Source organism: Chloroherpetonaceae bacterium (assembly GCA_033763895.1).
Taxonomy (GTDB): domain Bacteria; phylum Bacteroidota; class Chlorobiia; order Chlorobiales; family Thermochlorobacteraceae; genus JANRJQ01.
In genome coordinates this window covers 889450-904909 of record JANRJQ010000004.1, presented here as the reverse complement: position 1 = coordinate 904909, position 15460 = coordinate 889450, and the positions used below count along the sequence as shown (strand labels likewise).

Below are 15460 nucleotides of genomic sequence, written 5' to 3'. Positions count from 1 at the left end.
TGGATGAAAAAGAGCCGCAATTGCGGCTCTTTTGTAAACAAATCGTAATGTAAACTTATCGGGGAACATTGGTTAAAATTAACACATAGCTGCCTTCACCAAGATTGGTTGGTGTTTGAGCGGCGGCTAAAGTTCCTTTATCGGGGTTGCGGAAATCGCGCCCGGGATTAACGCCACCTTGTCTCCAAGTATGCGATTGAACGCAAACCAAAAAGGTGCCGGGTTTTCCGGTTTCTTTTGAAACATCAATCATCGCTCCGTATTCCCAGTCACCGATGGCTAACCGTCCATCAGAGCCAACGAACCAATTGTTGACCGCACCGTTCGGGTTTTGAGCGGCGAGATACTTTGCTTGCAAAGCACCACCATCTCTCGGCGGGCCAACTTCTAAAAAGGTTGAAATAGAGGTGGTTGGCGTTCCAATTTGCCATTGATAAATACGCGGATCATGATTTTGGCGCGTGCTGTTAAAAACAGTTCCTGAACGGTAGCGATTCGGATCTTCTTGGATATAGACATAGTTATCGGTCACGCAAATATTATCGACATTCATAAATTCCTTTGCTGGCCCTGCTACATCATCGCCATCAAATACCACTTCAAGCGTTCCTGCTAATGGATTGCTTGGATTAAGTTTTAAGCGATAAACGCGGCCGTACATTGTGCGCGAACTATCGGCATTAATTCCTGTTCCCCATTGCTGACCGGTTACGCAGAAATAAATTTCTGTAGCTGCGGCGTCAGAACCTTTTCGATAATCCAAATCTTCAACCCGTCCAAAAGAAATGGCATTGAGCGCGGTGGCTTGTTGATTAAACTCTGCAGCAGCGCGGGTTTTAGGATTGGTGATTTCGCGGAATTCGACATTGTAAGTTTGTCCAACAACATTGGCGCGTTCACGGCGAACATTATCGGTACGGCTCATCACATAGAGCTTTCCATCATCAAAGTTTCCGTTTCCTTCACCCACATAAAGCGCAATTTCGCCACTGGCTTGAAAATCATCGTCGCCGATGATGGTAACAGTCTTATTAGCGTAGGTGTTTTTGGGTAAGGTAACGGCATTCTCGGTGCTCCAATATCCAAAGTTTGTCGCAATTCGGTCGGTTGCGGAAGGAGCGCCATACGGATCAACGATATGAATTTGTGAATCTGCACCGGTTTCTCCGCAAGTAATGTATTGTGGGGCAGAAACACCGTGAACTTCAGGCGTGACCATTGTAGCAGAGCAGAGGCGATATAGCCCATCGTTTGAAGTCATTAAATAATCGCCTTTAATGGGCTTGAAAGTGACATCAAGCGTAACACGAGAAACCGCAAAGTTATCTTCATGATTGTTGATAAAGGTGAAAGTGCCATCGGAATTTTTTAAGAGACCGGCACCATCCGACATCCCACCAAACACAAAATTGGGAGATTCCTTCAAGGTATCGTCACTGCTGATTAATGTAAACGCTTGAACACCATTCGCAATTGATCTTACAAAAGTTGGTGTTACGGATTTTTGACCGACTTCAACCAAAGAAGCGGGTTCATTGGTTACTTCCTTACATCCAAAAAGCACCGAGCTTCCTAGCATCATGCCGAGCGTCGCTTTTTTCAATAGAGATTGAATTTTCATATTTTTTTGTTGAATAATTAGTTAATTAAAAGAAAAAAACTGCAGACGGTGTGAAAATCATTGGAATTAGGAGAAAGTGCCGGAGACTGACTATTAGCATTTTCCATAAAGGCACTTTCAGAAAAGCGGTGCAATAATAGAGAGTCTACATTAACCCTATGTTAAGCAGATGTTTCATCTCTATTAATTGAAGAGGAATCCGTAAGGGGTAGGTTAAAAAAAAAGTACCCTTTGAGGGTACTTTTATAGAAAAAAATTAAAGTTACGCAGTTACGGTTTCGCCGTGGGCTTTAACGGTAGATTGAACTTGCTTGTATTCCGTAATATCGGCAATCGCCGTAACCTTGCATCGAATACCTTCGCGCACCATCATTGTAGGAACCACATAAATGTTGCGTAAAGCGCCATCCTTGCGAACGACAACCCACTCAGCCGGCATTTCCGGTGCACCAGCCATAAAGGCATCATGAATTTGTGCGGCTTGTGTGCGATAGTGTTCCGGAACAACCATAGTAAAATGATTGCCAAGTAGCTCTTCGCGTGTATATCCGTAAAGCTTGGTGTAAGCGTCATTGACTTCGACAAACTTTCCGTGCTCATCTGTCACGCAAATGGCCATACCCATATTTTCATAAATTGCGGCACGAAAACGGTCTTCCGTAGGAAATTCAAATTTCTTTGTCATAAAATACCTCCGATGATTGATTAATAACAGAATAACATTGGTACTACCCTTAAGTTTAGAGAAAGAGTGCGAAAGTGACAAGCACTTATTCTAAAATTATTTAAAAACAATGATTCGCTTATTGATACTCACTTCAAAATTTTGACGAATTATCTCATTATTGAGCTGTAAAACCACCATCAATCGTGAGTGCAGTGCCCGTGATAAATTTCGAATCATCACTTACCAAGAAAAGTGCCGCATCCGCAACGCTGTGGGTTGTAACCATTCCGGGCAAAGGATTAAAATTTTCAAACCAAGTTTTTGTCGCGGCGGGGTCGGGCGTGCTGGCAATAAAATGCTCAACGAGTGGTGTTTTAACCACACTTGGGCATAGTGCATTGACACGAATGTTCGACTTGGCATATTCAATGGCTGCCGTTTTTGTCAGATGAATAATTCCCGCTTTAGCCGCCCCATAAGCCGCAATATTTGGGAAGGCCACTAATCCGGCAATCGAAGCGGTGTTTAGAATAACGCCTGATTTTTGTGCGGCCATTACAGCTAAGCCGTACTTCATTCCATAAAAAACAGCATTCAAATTCAAATCCACAACAGCGCGCCAATTCTCAAGCGTGCAATCGGCAATCGGTTTTTGCTCGCCATCCATACCGGCATTGTTCATCAGAATATCAAGTTTACCATACTTATTCACTGTGGCTTGAATTAGGGCCTCGACTTCGGCGGGCTTTGTCACATCAGTCTTTATGAATAAGCCTTTTAAGTGATTAGCAACCTCATGCCCTTCCGATTCATTGATATCGGCAATAACAACCGTTGCCCCATTTGCAGCAAATAATTCCGCACACGATTTCCCAATTCCGGAAGCACCTCCGGTAACAATCGCAATATGATTGTGAAGTTTCATAAGTGTATTCAAATTGATTTTATAAGTAATGTATAAAACTTCATACTTTAATTCCTTCTAACCTGTCTTCAAGATCGGCATAAATATCGCGAAGCTTATCAAGCAAATCTTCATCGGCTTTCCACATACCACGTCCTGAAGCTTCCAAAAGCCTGCCCACAATATTCTTCATCGCTTCGGGGTTCAACGCCTCAAGCTTTTCGCGAATCTCCGGATTCAGAGCGTAGGTTTCGGCTGTTTTGGTGTAAACCCAATCATCAACGCTTTCGGTAACAGCATCCCATCCAAGCATATAAGTCATTCGATTGGAAATTTCCGTGGCACCGCTTCGCCCTTGCTTGATCATTCCCTCAAACCACTTCGGATTCAAAAACTTCGTTCGATATTCAACCCGCAACGCCTCTTTCACATCCATAATCTTCGTTTCGGCAGTGAAGGATTCAACATAATTCAATTTTGTGGATGAATTTCCGCGTCGTTTTGCGGCCAATTGAAGCGAGCCTGACGTTGAAAAGTAATGGTCAATATCAGAGATTCCGAATTCAACTGAATCCACTTGATGAACCACTCGCGTGACAGTTTTCATAAGCCCATCCAAGATTTGCGATTCGGCCTTTCCTCCTCGCTTCCCCCCGTATGTAAAGGCATTGCGGCGAATGAATGTATGATCTAAATCTTCTTCCGATTGCCACGCCGAGTCTTCAATCATATCATCAACATAGGTGCCGTATTGGCCTTGAGACTGCGTAAAGAGCCGCGCTGTAGCGCTCTCAAACGTCGCACCGCTTTGCATCGCCGCCTCAGAATGCTTGCGAATAAAATTCATCTCCAAAGGTTCTTCAGCTTTTGCAGCCAGCCGAACCAATTTATCGAGATGATCCATCACAACTGAAAAAGTATCGCGAAACACCGGTGAGAGCTGCATCACCACATCAATTCTCGGACGTCCAAGTGTAGCAAGAGGGGTAAGCGCAAAGTGGCTGATTTTTCCTTGACCATCATAAGCCGGCTCAGCGCCCATCAAGCGAACCGCAATTGCGATAGCCTCTCCGCGGGTTTTGATGGTGTCTAAACCCCAAAAAACGGTGGCAATGCTTTCAGGGTAGGAGCCTGTTTCAGCCAAATGCTTGGCAATGAGTTCATCAGCAATTTTTGTTCCTCGCCGAAACGCCACCTCAGAAGGAATTCGCCACGGGTCCATTGCATGAATATTTCTGCCCGTTGGTAAAACGCCAAAGCCGTCTCGAATAATATCGCCGCCTGCGCCGGAAGGCAAGTATTCACCCCGAAGCCCACGAATCAAGGCTTTTAGTTCATGCGATTGATCGCCGAGTAAGGATCGCATTTTCAAAACGGATGTAAGTGTTCCTTCAACAATGCCTCGAGCGTTTACTGGTAAAGTTGACTGCCGCATGAGGGATTTCAAAACTGTTTCAGCATGATGAATTGAGGGATTCGGTGTAGCAAGAATATCATCAACCCAATGCTCACAAACGCGCTCAATGGCGGTGCGTAATTCGTCCGCTACCTGCTGACCTTGTCTCGCGCTTTGGCATAACGCAGGATAGGAGGAAAAAGAATGCGGTTGGGTATATGAAGAAAGGATAAACGAAAAAATACCCTTGGCATCGTCCGTTGCCTTGAGCCATTCTAAAATGGTAATCTTTTGACTTTCAACAGGAATCGATTCTCCGAAAGTATGAAGCGAGGCAGAGATTAATCGTGATTCAAGTTCGGTGAGATATGTCGAAAGGCGAAGGATATAATCCCCAATCGGCTCTTGCGATAGTCTTGGGCAATCGTCATAAAGATTCATCGCTTCAGCCTTTGGGAGCACAAGTTCCTCCATTTCAAGTGTGGTTGCACGACCTTCTCGAAAATCGGAAATCAATTCTTTAATGGTATGCAATTCTTGATAAAGGCCTGCGCGTTGAAGCGGTGGAATGATGTGCGAAATCATTGTGGCATAACCGCGGCGCTTGGCCAGATTGGCTTCGCTTGGGTTATTGATTGGGTAGAGATAAAAATGAGGAACTTCGCCCAGCAATGCGTCTGACCAAGAGCGATTATTCACGCCCAATTGCAACCCCGGAAGCCACTCTACCGAGCCGTGCATTCCCACATGAATTAAGGCATCGGCCTTAAAGCTTCGGCTTATCCACCGATAAAACGAGATATACTGATGATGCGGGGTATTGGCTTTATCAAAAAGAAGTCGCATCGGGTCTCCGGATACGCCAAGCTTCGGTTGAACCCCAATAAAAATATTTCCAAAACGCAAGCCGCCGATAAACACCGAGCCATCGCGCAGTGGCGCGATGTCGCCCGGGAATTCGCCCCACCGTTTGGTAATTCGTTGCTGTTCTTTCGTAGAAACACTTTGCCAATACTCTTTTTGGGTGAACCCTTGAGCGGTTCGAGAACTTAGCGCGGTTTCATAAGAGGTGGTGCGGTCAATCATTTCAAAAAGCTCTTCGGCAGTCGCGGGGATTTCACCAACATCGTAACCCTCTTCTTTAAGGTGATTTAGAATAGAAAGTAGCGAACGCGGAACATTGAGCAAGGCTGCCGTGGCTTTTTTTCCTAAACCGGGTGGGTAGTCATACACCACAAACGCAAGTTTCTTTTCGTGGTTGGCCTTTCGGCGCAAGTCAGCCAATTTTGAAACCAGCCCCGTAAGTCGCTTAAGCCTATCGGGAATAGTAATTAAACGCCCCTTTGCTAAGCCTCCGAAAACAATTGGTGCAATCGCACCATCCAATTCAGGAATGGCAAATGTAACGGCGCTGTGCATCGAGCCAACACCGTTGCGAGTCCAATCGCCAACTTGTTGAACAAATAAAGGTTGCGAGACGATATATGGCACATTCAGGTTCGAAAGAATTTCCTCTGCAAAATGTCTTGAAGCATCGGGCTTGGTAGAACCTGCCGGGCCGCCCACAAGTCCAAAGCCAATCGTGTTAATCAACACATCAATTTTTTCGTGCTGAAGCCACTCTCGAACCACCACATGTGCCTCAACACCCATTACAAAACAAGGAATCGGAACCATATCTGCCGATTCAAATGCTTCAATGAGTTGGTTGATGTAAAGATTATCCTGCAAAAGATGTTTACGCATGAGAATAATCCCGATGCGCTTTTTGCCGTCAATCGATTTACCCTGTTTCTTTTGTTCTTTTTTATACCATTGAATAAAGTGGGCTGCATCTTTGAAATAGGATGATGACTTCGGGTGATAAACGCCCATCGTTGGAATCACAACAGCAGGCTTTGGCTCTGTAGGAACTTGATGATACTCTTTCAAAAGCAGGCGAAACATACTTTCGATATTTTCACCAATAGGCTGAGTCCAATAATTATATATGCTCATCCAGTTTTTGAAATCGCGTGCTTTTTCGGGGAGGAACGGCAAGGCAAGTCGAACAATTTTTTGAAGTTTGATATACCCATAAAGTGAATCTTCATCGCGCCCCTTTACAAGCAAGCGAACAATCTTCTTCATGCCTTCGGGCATACCTTTTCCGCTTTGGGTAAACTTCCCAAGCTTTGTCAGAGCTGCCGCTTCGGGCATAGAATCAACAACAATAATCGATTTTGTTTTCTCGGTGTCAATGAAAGACTTGAGTGCATCGGCATGATCCTTAAACACAATCATGCTCGCAAATAAAGCATCGGCGGTTGAGATGATGTCGCGGGCTTTTTCGGGAGAATCGAGCAGTTCAAAATCGTGACACCACCTGAGGGTACAAACATCTTCCAACTTTTTTGCCACATCTTGCCAAATACGGTGGCTGTATTGCTCCATCGAGAGAACGACGGCGATACTCGGCTTTTTGTTCATTGTATTCTCCTAAAAAAACGTTAATCTTTCGCTTGACAAACGTAGCGAGATTTTTAGGAAAGGAGAAGATGAATTTTGGGATAAGCCTTACTTAGACAGAATTCAAAGATCAAGAAACTGAGACCCAATCCGTTACGAAAGGCACTATTTGAGCAAAAGCATTTTTTTTGATTCCTGAAAAGAACCGGCTTTCAACCGATAAAAATATAACCCACTTGCAAGCCCACGCGCTTGAAACTGAACCTCATAGCTTCCAGCAGGCTTGAATTCATTGGCAAGTGTAGCCACTTTCTTTCCTAACATGTCAAATACCTCGAGTGTTAAGAAAGTCGAGCCTTCAATCTTGTAACGAATTGTGGTTGAAGGGTTAAACGGATTTGGAAAATTTTGTTCAAGTTCAAAAGCTATTGGCTTTTGGGGCTCTTCCGGGCTTTGAAGTGAATTTCCAAGATTCAAATAAACAAATATCGAATCAGTGTCGAATGAAACGATATCCATAAAGCGATCTTTGTTAATGTCAACAGAAACGAATTTTGGAATCCGAGGGCTTTGATGAAGCGCAATAAACTTTGTGAACGGTGTTGAGCCGTTATGCAAGGAGTAGCTTAGTGAATCGTTATGCGCATAGAATAAATCGTAAACTCCATCAAGATCAATATCGGCCGCTTCAATATCAAAGGGTGAAGTATTGGGAATAGAATCGACAAGATGAAACTTTCCTTCAGGCGTCCCTATGCGAAGCGCAAAGTCGCCGAATCGGGCATAAGCCCAATCGAGAATTCCATCTTTATTAAAATCGGCGATTGTGGCACCCATACTTATTTCATTTTCATGAAATGGTGCCATATACACAGGGCTTGAGAGAGTGCCATCGCTTTTGCAGTAAAGAATAAATCCTGCGGCAATACTCGATAGAGAAAAGAAAACATCAATTTTTCCATCCTTATTAAAATCGGCAAGTTTTAACTCTCGCGATGCCGGCTCTTCAGTGGCAATAACTACAGGCGTCGGGAAATTGCGTGTTCCGTTTCCGAAAAATTGATAGACATGAATGGGTTGATTTGAGCCAAGGTGAACAGCCAGAATATCGAGAATACCATCGTCATTAAAATCCGCAACTGCTAAGTGACGCGCATGTCCGCCAAGGGTGTACTTATAACCCGCAGTGGTTAAGCCATCTCCAAGACCATAAAAAATATAAAAGCAATTTTGATCATAATCAGAGACAAGTAAATCGGTATTGCCATCTGCATCCAAATCCGCCGTGGCCAATTGCTGGTGCCGTTTCCCTACATTCCAACTTGCCAAATGCGAAAACTGCCCCGAACCATTACCTAATAGTACCGTAACGGATTGCGACCCGCTCCGAATCAAGTCAATCTTTCCATCATTATTCATATCAGCAAAAGCAATATGCTGAGTGTTATAACGGTACCGAGAGCTCAAAGCGAAGCCACGCCACTCTTGTGCGAGTGAATCCTTAAGTAAAACAACGAGTGAAAAGAATAAAATGAGTGATTTCATTTGATGAGCAACATTCGTTGGGTTTGAGAAGACGAGCCTGTTTTAAGAAGATATAAATACATACCGCTTGAAAGAGCTTTCCCTTGAAATGTTTCTTGATAAAGCCCCGCCGAGCGAAAACCTTGTGCTAAGGTTTCAACCTTTCGACCAATGGCATCAAATACCTCAAGGGTGATGGAAGAAGGTCGCAATAATTGGAACGATATGGTTGTGGAAGGATTAAAAGGATTCGGAAAATTCTGATGAAGCACAAAATCTTGAACGGGCTTCACCGGAAGAGGTTTTGGTGCTGATAAAAGCGTTGCATCAAACCAATACAAGCCTTGTGTGCGCGAAACCAAAAGACGATTTCCGATGGGAATCATTGCGGCGAGTGTCGTCGGCGATTCGGTATCAAGCAGTTGCCAAGAGTCGCCGTCATTCGTGCTTGCTGAAATTCGAACAACACCCGACGCTGAGTTACCCGCATAAAAAAGAACAGAGCCGTTTGAGACAATTTTTGGAAAAATTCCGCCTTGAAGACCCGATGCACAGTTTTCCCAAGTCTTACCCGAGTTAAAACTGCGAAAAGCGGCAGGAACAACCCCACTGCCTACAAATAACGCACCTTTATGAATGGCAAAATCATTGGCTGTTAGACCAACGGCATTCTGTTGCAAATCAACATATTCCCACTGAGCTGCGCCACGTTTGCGATATTGAATCGCGCCATTCGCTCCGGCTCCTAAAACTAAAGTGTCGTTTACAGCGGTCATTGCATTCACCACATAAGTCACCGCCGAAAACATGCCTTCGCGGTAATTGCTCCACCCCGAAAGAGCTTTAAGATTACTGACAAATACACCTTCGCCCTGTGTGGCAGCATAAATGGAATCGCCCAGAATCACAAGGCTGGAGATTGATTTTGCTCCCAATCCTTCAAGACCTTGTGAATAGTCTATCCAATCTTTGCCACCATTGGTGGAATAATACACGCCCTTGGAAAAGGTGCCGGCAAAGGTGTGAGTCGCGTTGTCAGTTATGGAACTAATGTCATCTTCAGAAGACACAAAGCCGTAGAGAGACCACGTTTTACCGGAATCAAGACTTTTGTAAATCTGTTCGTAACCACCGGCAAGCAAGGTATCGCGGTGCCATTGAAAGGTAAAAATACCAAAATCAGATGTCCCCTGAATTGAAGTCCACTGTGCCGAAAGAGAAGTTGAAATAAGGAGAAAAATCGAAAGAAAGAGTGGTTTCAGAGTGTGTTTCATAAAAGAACTTTAGAGTTATAAATAAAAAGGCTACCGTGTAGCCCTTTTTATTGTTGGCATAAGCATTCTCTACGAACCACTCAACCTTTGGTTATTTCATTTTACGATTTATTCATCGTCAGTTTTTGGCCACGAAGATGCGGCGGTAGAAATTCATCAAAGCCTGCCTTTTTCACGGCTTCTTCATCTTGAATACCTTCATGCAAAAGCCGCAAAATCGGGAGTGTTGAACCCATATTGTTATAGCCACCATCGTGGAAAAGATTTTGCATCGTGACCTTTCGGGTTAAATCCGAAAGCAAAGTAACACAGTAGTCGGCGCATTCTTCTGCGGTTGCATTTCCTAAAGGTGAGGTGAGGTTGGCATATTCATACATTTTATCAAAATCGTCAATTCCGCTTCCCGCACGAGTAATGGTTGGGCTTTGTGAAACGGTATTGATACGAATATTTCTGCGTGAAAGGCGAGGGCCGTATCCACGAACTATCGATTCCAACAGTGCCTTGGCATCGGCCATATCGGTATAAGTCCAGTAATTGCGTTGCGCGGCGATGTAAGAAAGCGAAAGAATACTACCACCGTCGCGAATAGCATCTTTCTTCAATGCCGCGGTAATCACTTTATGAAACGAAAGGGCAGAAACATCGAGCGTTTTCATAAACCATTCATAATTCAAATCTTCATAAGGGCGCTCTTTGCGAATATTTTGCGACATCCCAACGGAGTGAACGATAAAATCAACGCCACCCATTTTTTCCTTCACCTCGTCAAAGCATTTTTCAAGTTCTTCCATATTGGTAGCGTCGGCGGTAAAGAAAGGCGCATTGACCAATTTGCACAATTCCATTACGCGGCCAACGCGTGCTGCAATGGCGATGTTGGAAATAGCCAACTCGGCTCCTTCGCGATGAGCGGCAAGTGCAATTGACCACCCGATTGAAGATTCATCCAATGGCCCAAATACAATTCCCTTCTTTCCTTTGAGTAAACCGTACGATTTTGTTTCTGACATAAAAGTTTGAAAAGTGTTGAAAAGAAAAATGTGGGTTAAGCCTTACTTAAACCCACATTCCAAAATGGATTGCCAAAAATATCATTATTTGAGGTGAAACGAAACCACTAAAAAATGATTTAACGCGTGGGTTCAAGGAGAGAAAAGTGAGGGGGTTGAAGTGATAAAAGAGATTGATTAGCTTGAAACGCGCTCCGCTTCGCTAAGTGTTTCAACTTCAGTATCTACGGTTTTGGGCTTTTTGTAAATCGGAACCGCCGCGCAAGCCTCGCCGTACATAATCTTTGAGGCATGCTGAACCAAATAGCCCGTTACAACCATATATGCCCAAGTGGGAATTGGGGTTGAACCGCACCCTTTAACAATAACCTTTTTGCCATCGTATTGCGACCAATCATGCGATTCAAGTTTTTCACGAAACACGGTTTCCTTCAAAATTCCATTCCAAAGAAAATCTTGAATGTCAAATTCCAATAAGGCTTTGGTTTCCATAAGTTAGTAACGTCTGTGTTTGAAAAATACCCGAGAATCTTGGGCTGAAGGAGATGAATTGCGTTCTTGTCCAAATATTTTATTGTAGGAAATTTGAACAAAAGTGACCATTATTTCCTTTGGAAAATCCAAAAATAAGGCCATTGTCAAGGCAAGTCCGCTTAAAATAAAAAGTGTTTCGAGCATGATGGTTTCTCCTTAGTGAAAATGTACTTCTAAGAAATTGTACTCAGTATAATACAGAAAAAAATGATTCGTTAGGCTTAAACAGCATTAATTTTATAAAGTCTAAAGTGATATTCCCCTAACTTTTCAAGAGCAATTTGGTCACCGGCTTTTAATCCTGATTCCACGACCCACTTTCCTGTACCGGGCTGCGACTTCGATTTTTTTCGAAAACAAAATTTCCCGCGTTCAATATCGGTTTCAAATGACCACCCCAGATCCGTTTCAATTTTAATCAGTTTCCCCTCCTTCTCACCATTTCCAATGGCGTCAAAAGGGAAAAACTCTAAAATATCGAAGAGGTTTATTTGCTTTTCATAAAACCACAAGTCATCTTGAGACTTCACTGAAAAGGTTTTTATCTCTCCCATTATAAAACTAAACCGAAAACGATTCCCCACAGCCGCACGAACGCGCCGCATTCGGATTCACAAAATGAAAGCCCTTTCCATTTAGCCCGTCAGAAAAATCGAGTTGAGTGCCTGCGAGGTAAAGAAATGACTTCATATCAACAAAGAGCTTGACACCCTTGTCTTCAAAAATCTGATCGCCCTTCTTCTCTTCATTTTCAAAATCAAGCCCATAAGAAAGACCGGAGCAACCTCCACCCTTTACACTGACACGAAGTCCGTAATCATCTCCAAGATTCTGTTGAGACTTCAAGCGCGTGACATGCGCTAATGCATTTTCAGATACGGTAATCATATTAATCTCCTTTCATTCTCTTTATACTCTAACCAATAGAATCAGAGAAAAGAATTGATTCAAAAAAGTCATTTTCTAAAACTTTATTAAGCATTGGCCAAAGCCTCTTGAGCCTTTTGACGCTTGACCTCTTGCTTCTTTCGGAAGTCTTCGACAGCCGCTTTAATGGCATCTTCAGCAAGCACGGAGCAATGAATTTTGACCGGCGGAAGATTCAATTCTTGAACAATCGTAGTGTTCTTAATCGTCGCTGCTTCTTCTATCGATTTTCCTTTGAGCATCTCGGTGGCTAGTGAGGAAGAGGCAATAGCCGAGCCACATCCGAAAGTCTTAAACTTGGCATCTTCAATAATGCCTGTTTCTTCGTTGACTTTGATTTGAAGCTTCATGACATCCCCGCATTCGGGTGCACCCACCAGACCTGTGCCAACCGCTTCGTCTTTATTATCTAAACTGCCCACATTGCGTGGGTTATTGTAATGATCGATAACCTTTTCTGAGTAAGCCATAAAAATTAATAATTAAGAGTTAAAAGTTAAGAGTTAAGAGTTAAAAAAGTCTTTATTAGTGATGATTCCATTGCACCGATTTCAAGTCGATTCCGGCCTTCGCCATTTCATAGAGCGGTGACATTTCGCGCAGGCGGTTCACCGCTTCTACGGAAATTTTGATTGCGTAATCAACTTCCTCTTCTGTAGTGAAGCGACCTAAGCCATAACGAATTGAGGAATGAGCAAGCTCATCGCCAACACCTAATGCTTTAAGCACATGTGAAGGCTCTAACGAAGCGCTTGTGCAAGCACTTCCACTCGAAACCGCAAGCCCTTTTAAGCCCATTAAAAGCCCTTCTCCCTCAACATAAGCGTAGCTCATATTAATGTTACCCGGCAATCGGCTTTCCATCGAGCCATTCACATAGACATCTTCCAATTGAGACATCACGCCGTCTCGTAACTTGTCGCGCAGGTAGGTGAGGCGCTTGATTTCATCCGGCATTTCTTCAAGAGCAAGTTCAAGGGCTTTGCCCAAGCCAACGATTCCCGGAACATTAAGCGTGCCGCTGCGCATTCCGCGCTCCTGTCCGCCGCCATCAATGACGCCATTAAGTTTTACGCGAGGGTTCTTGCGGCGAACATACAAAGCACCAATGCCTTTAGGACCGTAAATTTTATGACCTGAAATTGCAAGAATATCAATTTTCATTGCGTTGACATCAATCGGAACTTTACCAACCGATTGAACGGCGTCGGTGAAAAAGAGCACGCCTTTGCTACGGCATAATTCGCCGATTTTCGCCATCGGTTGAATGACCCCAATCTCATTATTAGCCATCATAATTGCCACGAGTATGGTTTTATCTGTAAAGGCTGCGGCGAGTTCATCAAGATTCACAATGCCATCGGGCTGTGGCGCAAGATAAGTCACGGTGGCTTTGCCTTCACGCTCTAAACGGCGGCAAGTATCAAGGACGGCCTTGTGTTCAGAAAGCAAGGTGATAATATGATTGCCCTTTTCGGCATACATTTCAACAGCGCCTTTGATGGCAATATTATCCGATTCCGTTGCACCGCTGGTGAACACAATTTCTTTAGCATCGGCACCGATAGCTTTTGCAACTTGTTCGCGTGCAAGTTCAACGGCTTCTTCTGCTTCCCAACCAAAAGCGTGATTTCGTGAGGCGGCGTTTCCGAATTTATCGGTAAAGTATGGCATCATTGCCTCTAAGACACGCGGGTCCATTGGCGTAGTGGCATTATTATCCATATAAATCGGGCGGCTAAGATCTAATGACATTCGTAAGCAAATTAAAGTTAGATGTGATAAAAATTTTGGTAAAAGGCTTAATTCAAACCTCTGTTGTAAATCAATTTCAAAGTAATTCTGCGACAGTCGCTTCGTCGAATATTTCTTTAAATCGAGTTTGCAATCGTGTCAATGGTCTCTTTATGGTGCAAAGCGATACTGCGCCGCAACCGGAGCCGCTCTCGCATTCTATAAGCTCAATCGGTTCCTCAATGGCTTCAGCGATTTCGGTAAAAGAGATATCGGCTGCTGGTCGATTGAGCCGGTAACCACCCTTGACCCCTTGAACGGAACTCAAAATGCTAGCTTTTGAAAGTTGCTGAAGTACTTTTGAAACCAATTCATACGAAACACCGGTGTATTCGGAAATCTCTTTTGCGGTAGCCGTTTCACCATTTGAGGTAGATGCGATATAGCGAACCGCCATTAAGCCGTATTCAAATTTCTTCGTTAATCGTAGCATAAATTAAATTTACTATCCAAAAAAAAGCACCGTAAAGAGTCAATTTCTAAAGTTACGTAAGGTATGATTAAAGTTAGACTCTTTTAGTCGTATTTCGAGCGTTTGAAAAAGCCGATTTGGTCGGCTTTTGGAAGACAGTCTATTCAAAATCAATCCAAGCAAGCCTTAAGACATCAATGGATTAGACCGAAGACAATTTTTTATTTTACAGTTAATTAAACAGAATTGAATCTCGTGACGTTTCAAAAGTACGACTAATTTAGTCTTATTTCAAGAAAAAAATCGTATTTATTGGCGTTGACTTATCTTTGTAGAAAACGAGACGAAAAGAAAAATCGATGAAGTGGCTGAATCAATTTGCGACAAAACTCGGAATTCTTCGGGCGGAAATCATCATTATCGTTGGGCTTATTAGCTTATTTCTCATTGGAATTCTGGCACAAATTTGGCAAGGCTCCGTGAGTCGCGACAGGTTACTACGTGAGATTCGAGCGGAAATTTTTTATGAAACGGAAGCGGATAGCCTTATGGAAAGTGATTCTTTGCTATTGGAATTGAGCAATCCTTATCCAACACTCGTTGATTCTCAAGGCACGGTTAGAGGTATGACATCAAATGAAAAACAAGAAGAAAAATCAGAATCTCGGAAAAGTGGAAATCTCGATATCACCGGTCAAGGAACAAAATTAAATATTAATACTGCAACCGAAGAGGATCTGCTCAAAACGCTTCCCTATATCGAGCCGGCATTGGCCAATCGAATCATACGATTTCGAAAGTCACAAGGTGGGAAGTTGTACTCACTTGATGAACTTTTAATGGTAAGAGGAATTGGAGAAAAAACATTAAATAATTACAAGCGATATCTCACGCTTGATACCACGCAAACCCGCTGACGGGCAGACCTATTTTTCAAAGACATAGC

Annotated in this window: 15 protein-coding genes; 1 reads left to right on the top strand and 14 read right to left on the bottom strand. The window is 43.4% G+C overall.

Annotation, left to right across the window (positions count from 1 at the left end; genetic code table 11):
• Positions 1–55: 55 nt before the first annotated feature.
• The 14 genes from SFU91_04655 to SFU91_04590 form a co-directional block, all read right to left on the bottom strand.
• Positions 56–1621 (bottom strand): hypothetical protein, encoded by a 1566-nt coding sequence (locus SFU91_04655; protein MDX2128307.1) that lies wholly within the window; start codon positions 1619–1621, stop codon positions 56–58.
• 262 nt (positions 1622–1883) lie between these two features.
• Positions 1884–2306, bottom strand: a complete 423-nt coding sequence (locus SFU91_04650) for a PAS domain S-box protein (protein ID MDX2128306.1) — start codon at positions 2304–2306, stop codon at positions 1884–1886.
• 157 nt (positions 2307–2463) lie between these two features.
• Complete coding sequence (locus tag SFU91_04645; GenBank protein MDX2128305.1) at positions 2464–3213, bottom strand: glucose 1-dehydrogenase; 750 nt, start codon at positions 3211–3213, stop codon at positions 2464–2466.
• Between the two features lie 40 nt (positions 3214–3253).
• Positions 3254–7057, bottom strand: coding sequence for a magnesium chelatase subunit H (bchH, locus tag SFU91_04640; protein ID MDX2128304.1), 3804 nt, complete (start codon positions 7055–7057; stop codon positions 3254–3256).
• 144 nt (positions 7058–7201) lie between these two features.
• Complete coding sequence (locus SFU91_04635; GenBank protein ID MDX2128303.1) at positions 7202–8581, bottom strand: FG-GAP-like repeat-containing protein; 1380 nt, start codon at positions 8579–8581, stop codon at positions 7202–7204.
• Positions 8578–9834 carry a T9SS type A sorting domain-containing protein gene (locus tag SFU91_04630; protein ID MDX2128302.1) on the bottom strand — a complete coding sequence of 419 codons (1257 nt, stop codon included), beginning with the start codon at positions 9832–9834 and terminating at the stop codon, positions 8578–8580. The genes SFU91_04635 and SFU91_04630 overlap by 4 nt, the downstream gene beginning before the upstream one ends.
• 101 nt (positions 9835–9935) lie before the next feature.
• The gene (locus SFU91_04625; protein MDX2128301.1) at positions 9936–10847 is read right to left on the bottom strand and encodes an enoyl-ACP reductase; all 912 of its coding nucleotides are present in this window, start codon (positions 10845–10847) and stop codon (positions 9936–9938) included.
• A gap of 177 nt (positions 10848–11024) precedes the next feature.
• Positions 11025–11339, bottom strand: a complete 315-nt coding sequence (locus SFU91_04620; GenBank protein ID MDX2128300.1) for a DUF2480 family protein — start codon at positions 11337–11339, stop codon at positions 11025–11027.
• A gap of 3 nt (positions 11340–11342) precedes the next feature.
• A complete protein-coding gene (locus tag SFU91_04615; GenBank protein ID MDX2128299.1) occupies positions 11343–11525 on the bottom strand; it encodes a hypothetical protein in 183 nt (60 codons plus the stop codon).
• 77 nt (positions 11526–11602) lie between these two features.
• Positions 11603–11986 carry a hypothetical protein gene (locus SFU91_04610; GenBank protein ID MDX2128298.1) on the bottom strand — a complete coding sequence of 128 codons (384 nt, stop codon included), beginning with the start codon at positions 11984–11986 and terminating at the stop codon, positions 11603–11605.
• Positions 11943–12269, bottom strand: a complete 327-nt coding sequence (locus SFU91_04605; protein MDX2128297.1) for an iron-sulfur cluster assembly accessory protein — start codon at positions 12267–12269, stop codon at positions 11943–11945. Before SFU91_04605 ends, SFU91_04610 begins: the two co-directional genes overlap by 44 nt.
• An 86-nt stretch (positions 12270–12355) precedes the next feature.
• Positions 12356–12778, bottom strand: coding sequence for a Fe-S cluster assembly scaffold IscU (gene iscU / locus SFU91_04600; GenBank protein MDX2128296.1), 423 nt, complete (start codon positions 12776–12778; stop codon positions 12356–12358).
• A 55-nt stretch (positions 12779–12833) separates the two neighbouring features.
• A complete protein-coding gene (locus tag SFU91_04595) occupies positions 12834–14063 on the bottom strand; it encodes an IscS subfamily cysteine desulfurase (GenBank protein ID MDX2128295.1) in 1230 nt (409 codons plus the stop codon).
• Between the two features lie 76 nt (positions 14064–14139).
• The gene (locus tag SFU91_04590) at positions 14140–14535 is read right to left on the bottom strand and encodes an Rrf2 family transcriptional regulator (protein MDX2128294.1); all 396 of its coding nucleotides are present in this window, start codon (positions 14533–14535) and stop codon (positions 14140–14142) included.
• Between the two features lie 338 nt (positions 14536–14873).
• On the opposite strand from SFU91_04590, the gene SFU91_04585 reads away from it, so the two are divergent.
• Positions 14874–15431 (top strand): helix-hairpin-helix domain-containing protein, encoded by a 558-nt coding sequence (locus SFU91_04585; protein ID MDX2128293.1) that lies wholly within the window; start codon positions 14874–14876, stop codon positions 15429–15431.
• Positions 15432–15460 lie beyond the last annotated feature (29 nt).

Excerpts from the sequence above, each read along its gene's own strand:
- SFU91_04650 (MDX2128306.1), bottom strand. The coding sequence starts at position 2,306 with ATGACAAAGAAATTTGAATTTCCTACGGAAGACCGTTTTCGTGCCGCA.
- SFU91_04605 (MDX2128297.1), bottom strand. The coding sequence starts at position 12,269 with ATGATTACCGTATCTGAAAATGCATTAGCGCATGTCACGCGCTTGAAG.
- bchH (MDX2128304.1), bottom strand. The coding sequence starts at position 7,057 with ATGAACAAAAAGCCGAGTATCGCCGTCGTTCTCTCGATGGAGCAATAC.
- SFU91_04610 (MDX2128298.1), bottom strand. The coding sequence starts at position 11,986 with ATGCGGCGCGTTCGTGCGGCTGTGGGGAATCGTTTTCGGTTTAGTTTT.
- SFU91_04645 (MDX2128305.1), bottom strand. The coding sequence starts at position 3,213 with ATGAAACTTCACAATCATATTGCGATTGTTACCGGAGGTGCTTCCGGA.
- SFU91_04585 (MDX2128293.1), top strand. The coding sequence starts at position 14,874 with ATGAAGTGGCTGAATCAATTTGCGACAAAACTCGGAATTCTTCGGGCG.
- SFU91_04655 (MDX2128307.1), bottom strand. The coding sequence starts at position 1,621 with ATGAAAATTCAATCTCTATTGAAAAAAGCGACGCTCGGCATGATGCTA.
- SFU91_04615 (MDX2128299.1), bottom strand. The coding sequence starts at position 11,525 with ATGCTCGAAACACTTTTTATTTTAAGCGGACTTGCCTTGACAATGGCC.
- SFU91_04590 (MDX2128294.1), bottom strand. The coding sequence starts at position 14,535 with ATGCTACGATTAACGAAGAAATTTGAATACGGCTTAATGGCGGTTCGC.
- SFU91_04635 (MDX2128303.1), bottom strand. The coding sequence starts at position 8,581 with ATGAAATCACTCATTTTATTCTTTTCACTCGTTGTTTTACTTAAGGAT.
- iscU (MDX2128296.1), bottom strand. The coding sequence starts at position 12,778 with ATGGCTTACTCAGAAAAGGTTATCGATCATTACAATAACCCACGCAAT.
- SFU91_04625 (MDX2128301.1), bottom strand. The coding sequence starts at position 10,847 with ATGTCAGAAACAAAATCGTACGGTTTACTCAAAGGAAAGAAGGGAATT.
- SFU91_04630 (MDX2128302.1), bottom strand. The coding sequence starts at position 9,834 with ATGAAACACACTCTGAAACCACTCTTTCTTTCGATTTTTCTCCTTATT.
- SFU91_04595 (MDX2128295.1), bottom strand. The coding sequence starts at position 14,063 with ATGTCATTAGATCTTAGCCGCCCGATTTATATGGATAATAATGCCACT.
- SFU91_04620 (MDX2128300.1), bottom strand. The coding sequence starts at position 11,339 with ATGGAAACCAAAGCCTTATTGGAATTTGACATTCAAGATTTTCTTTGG.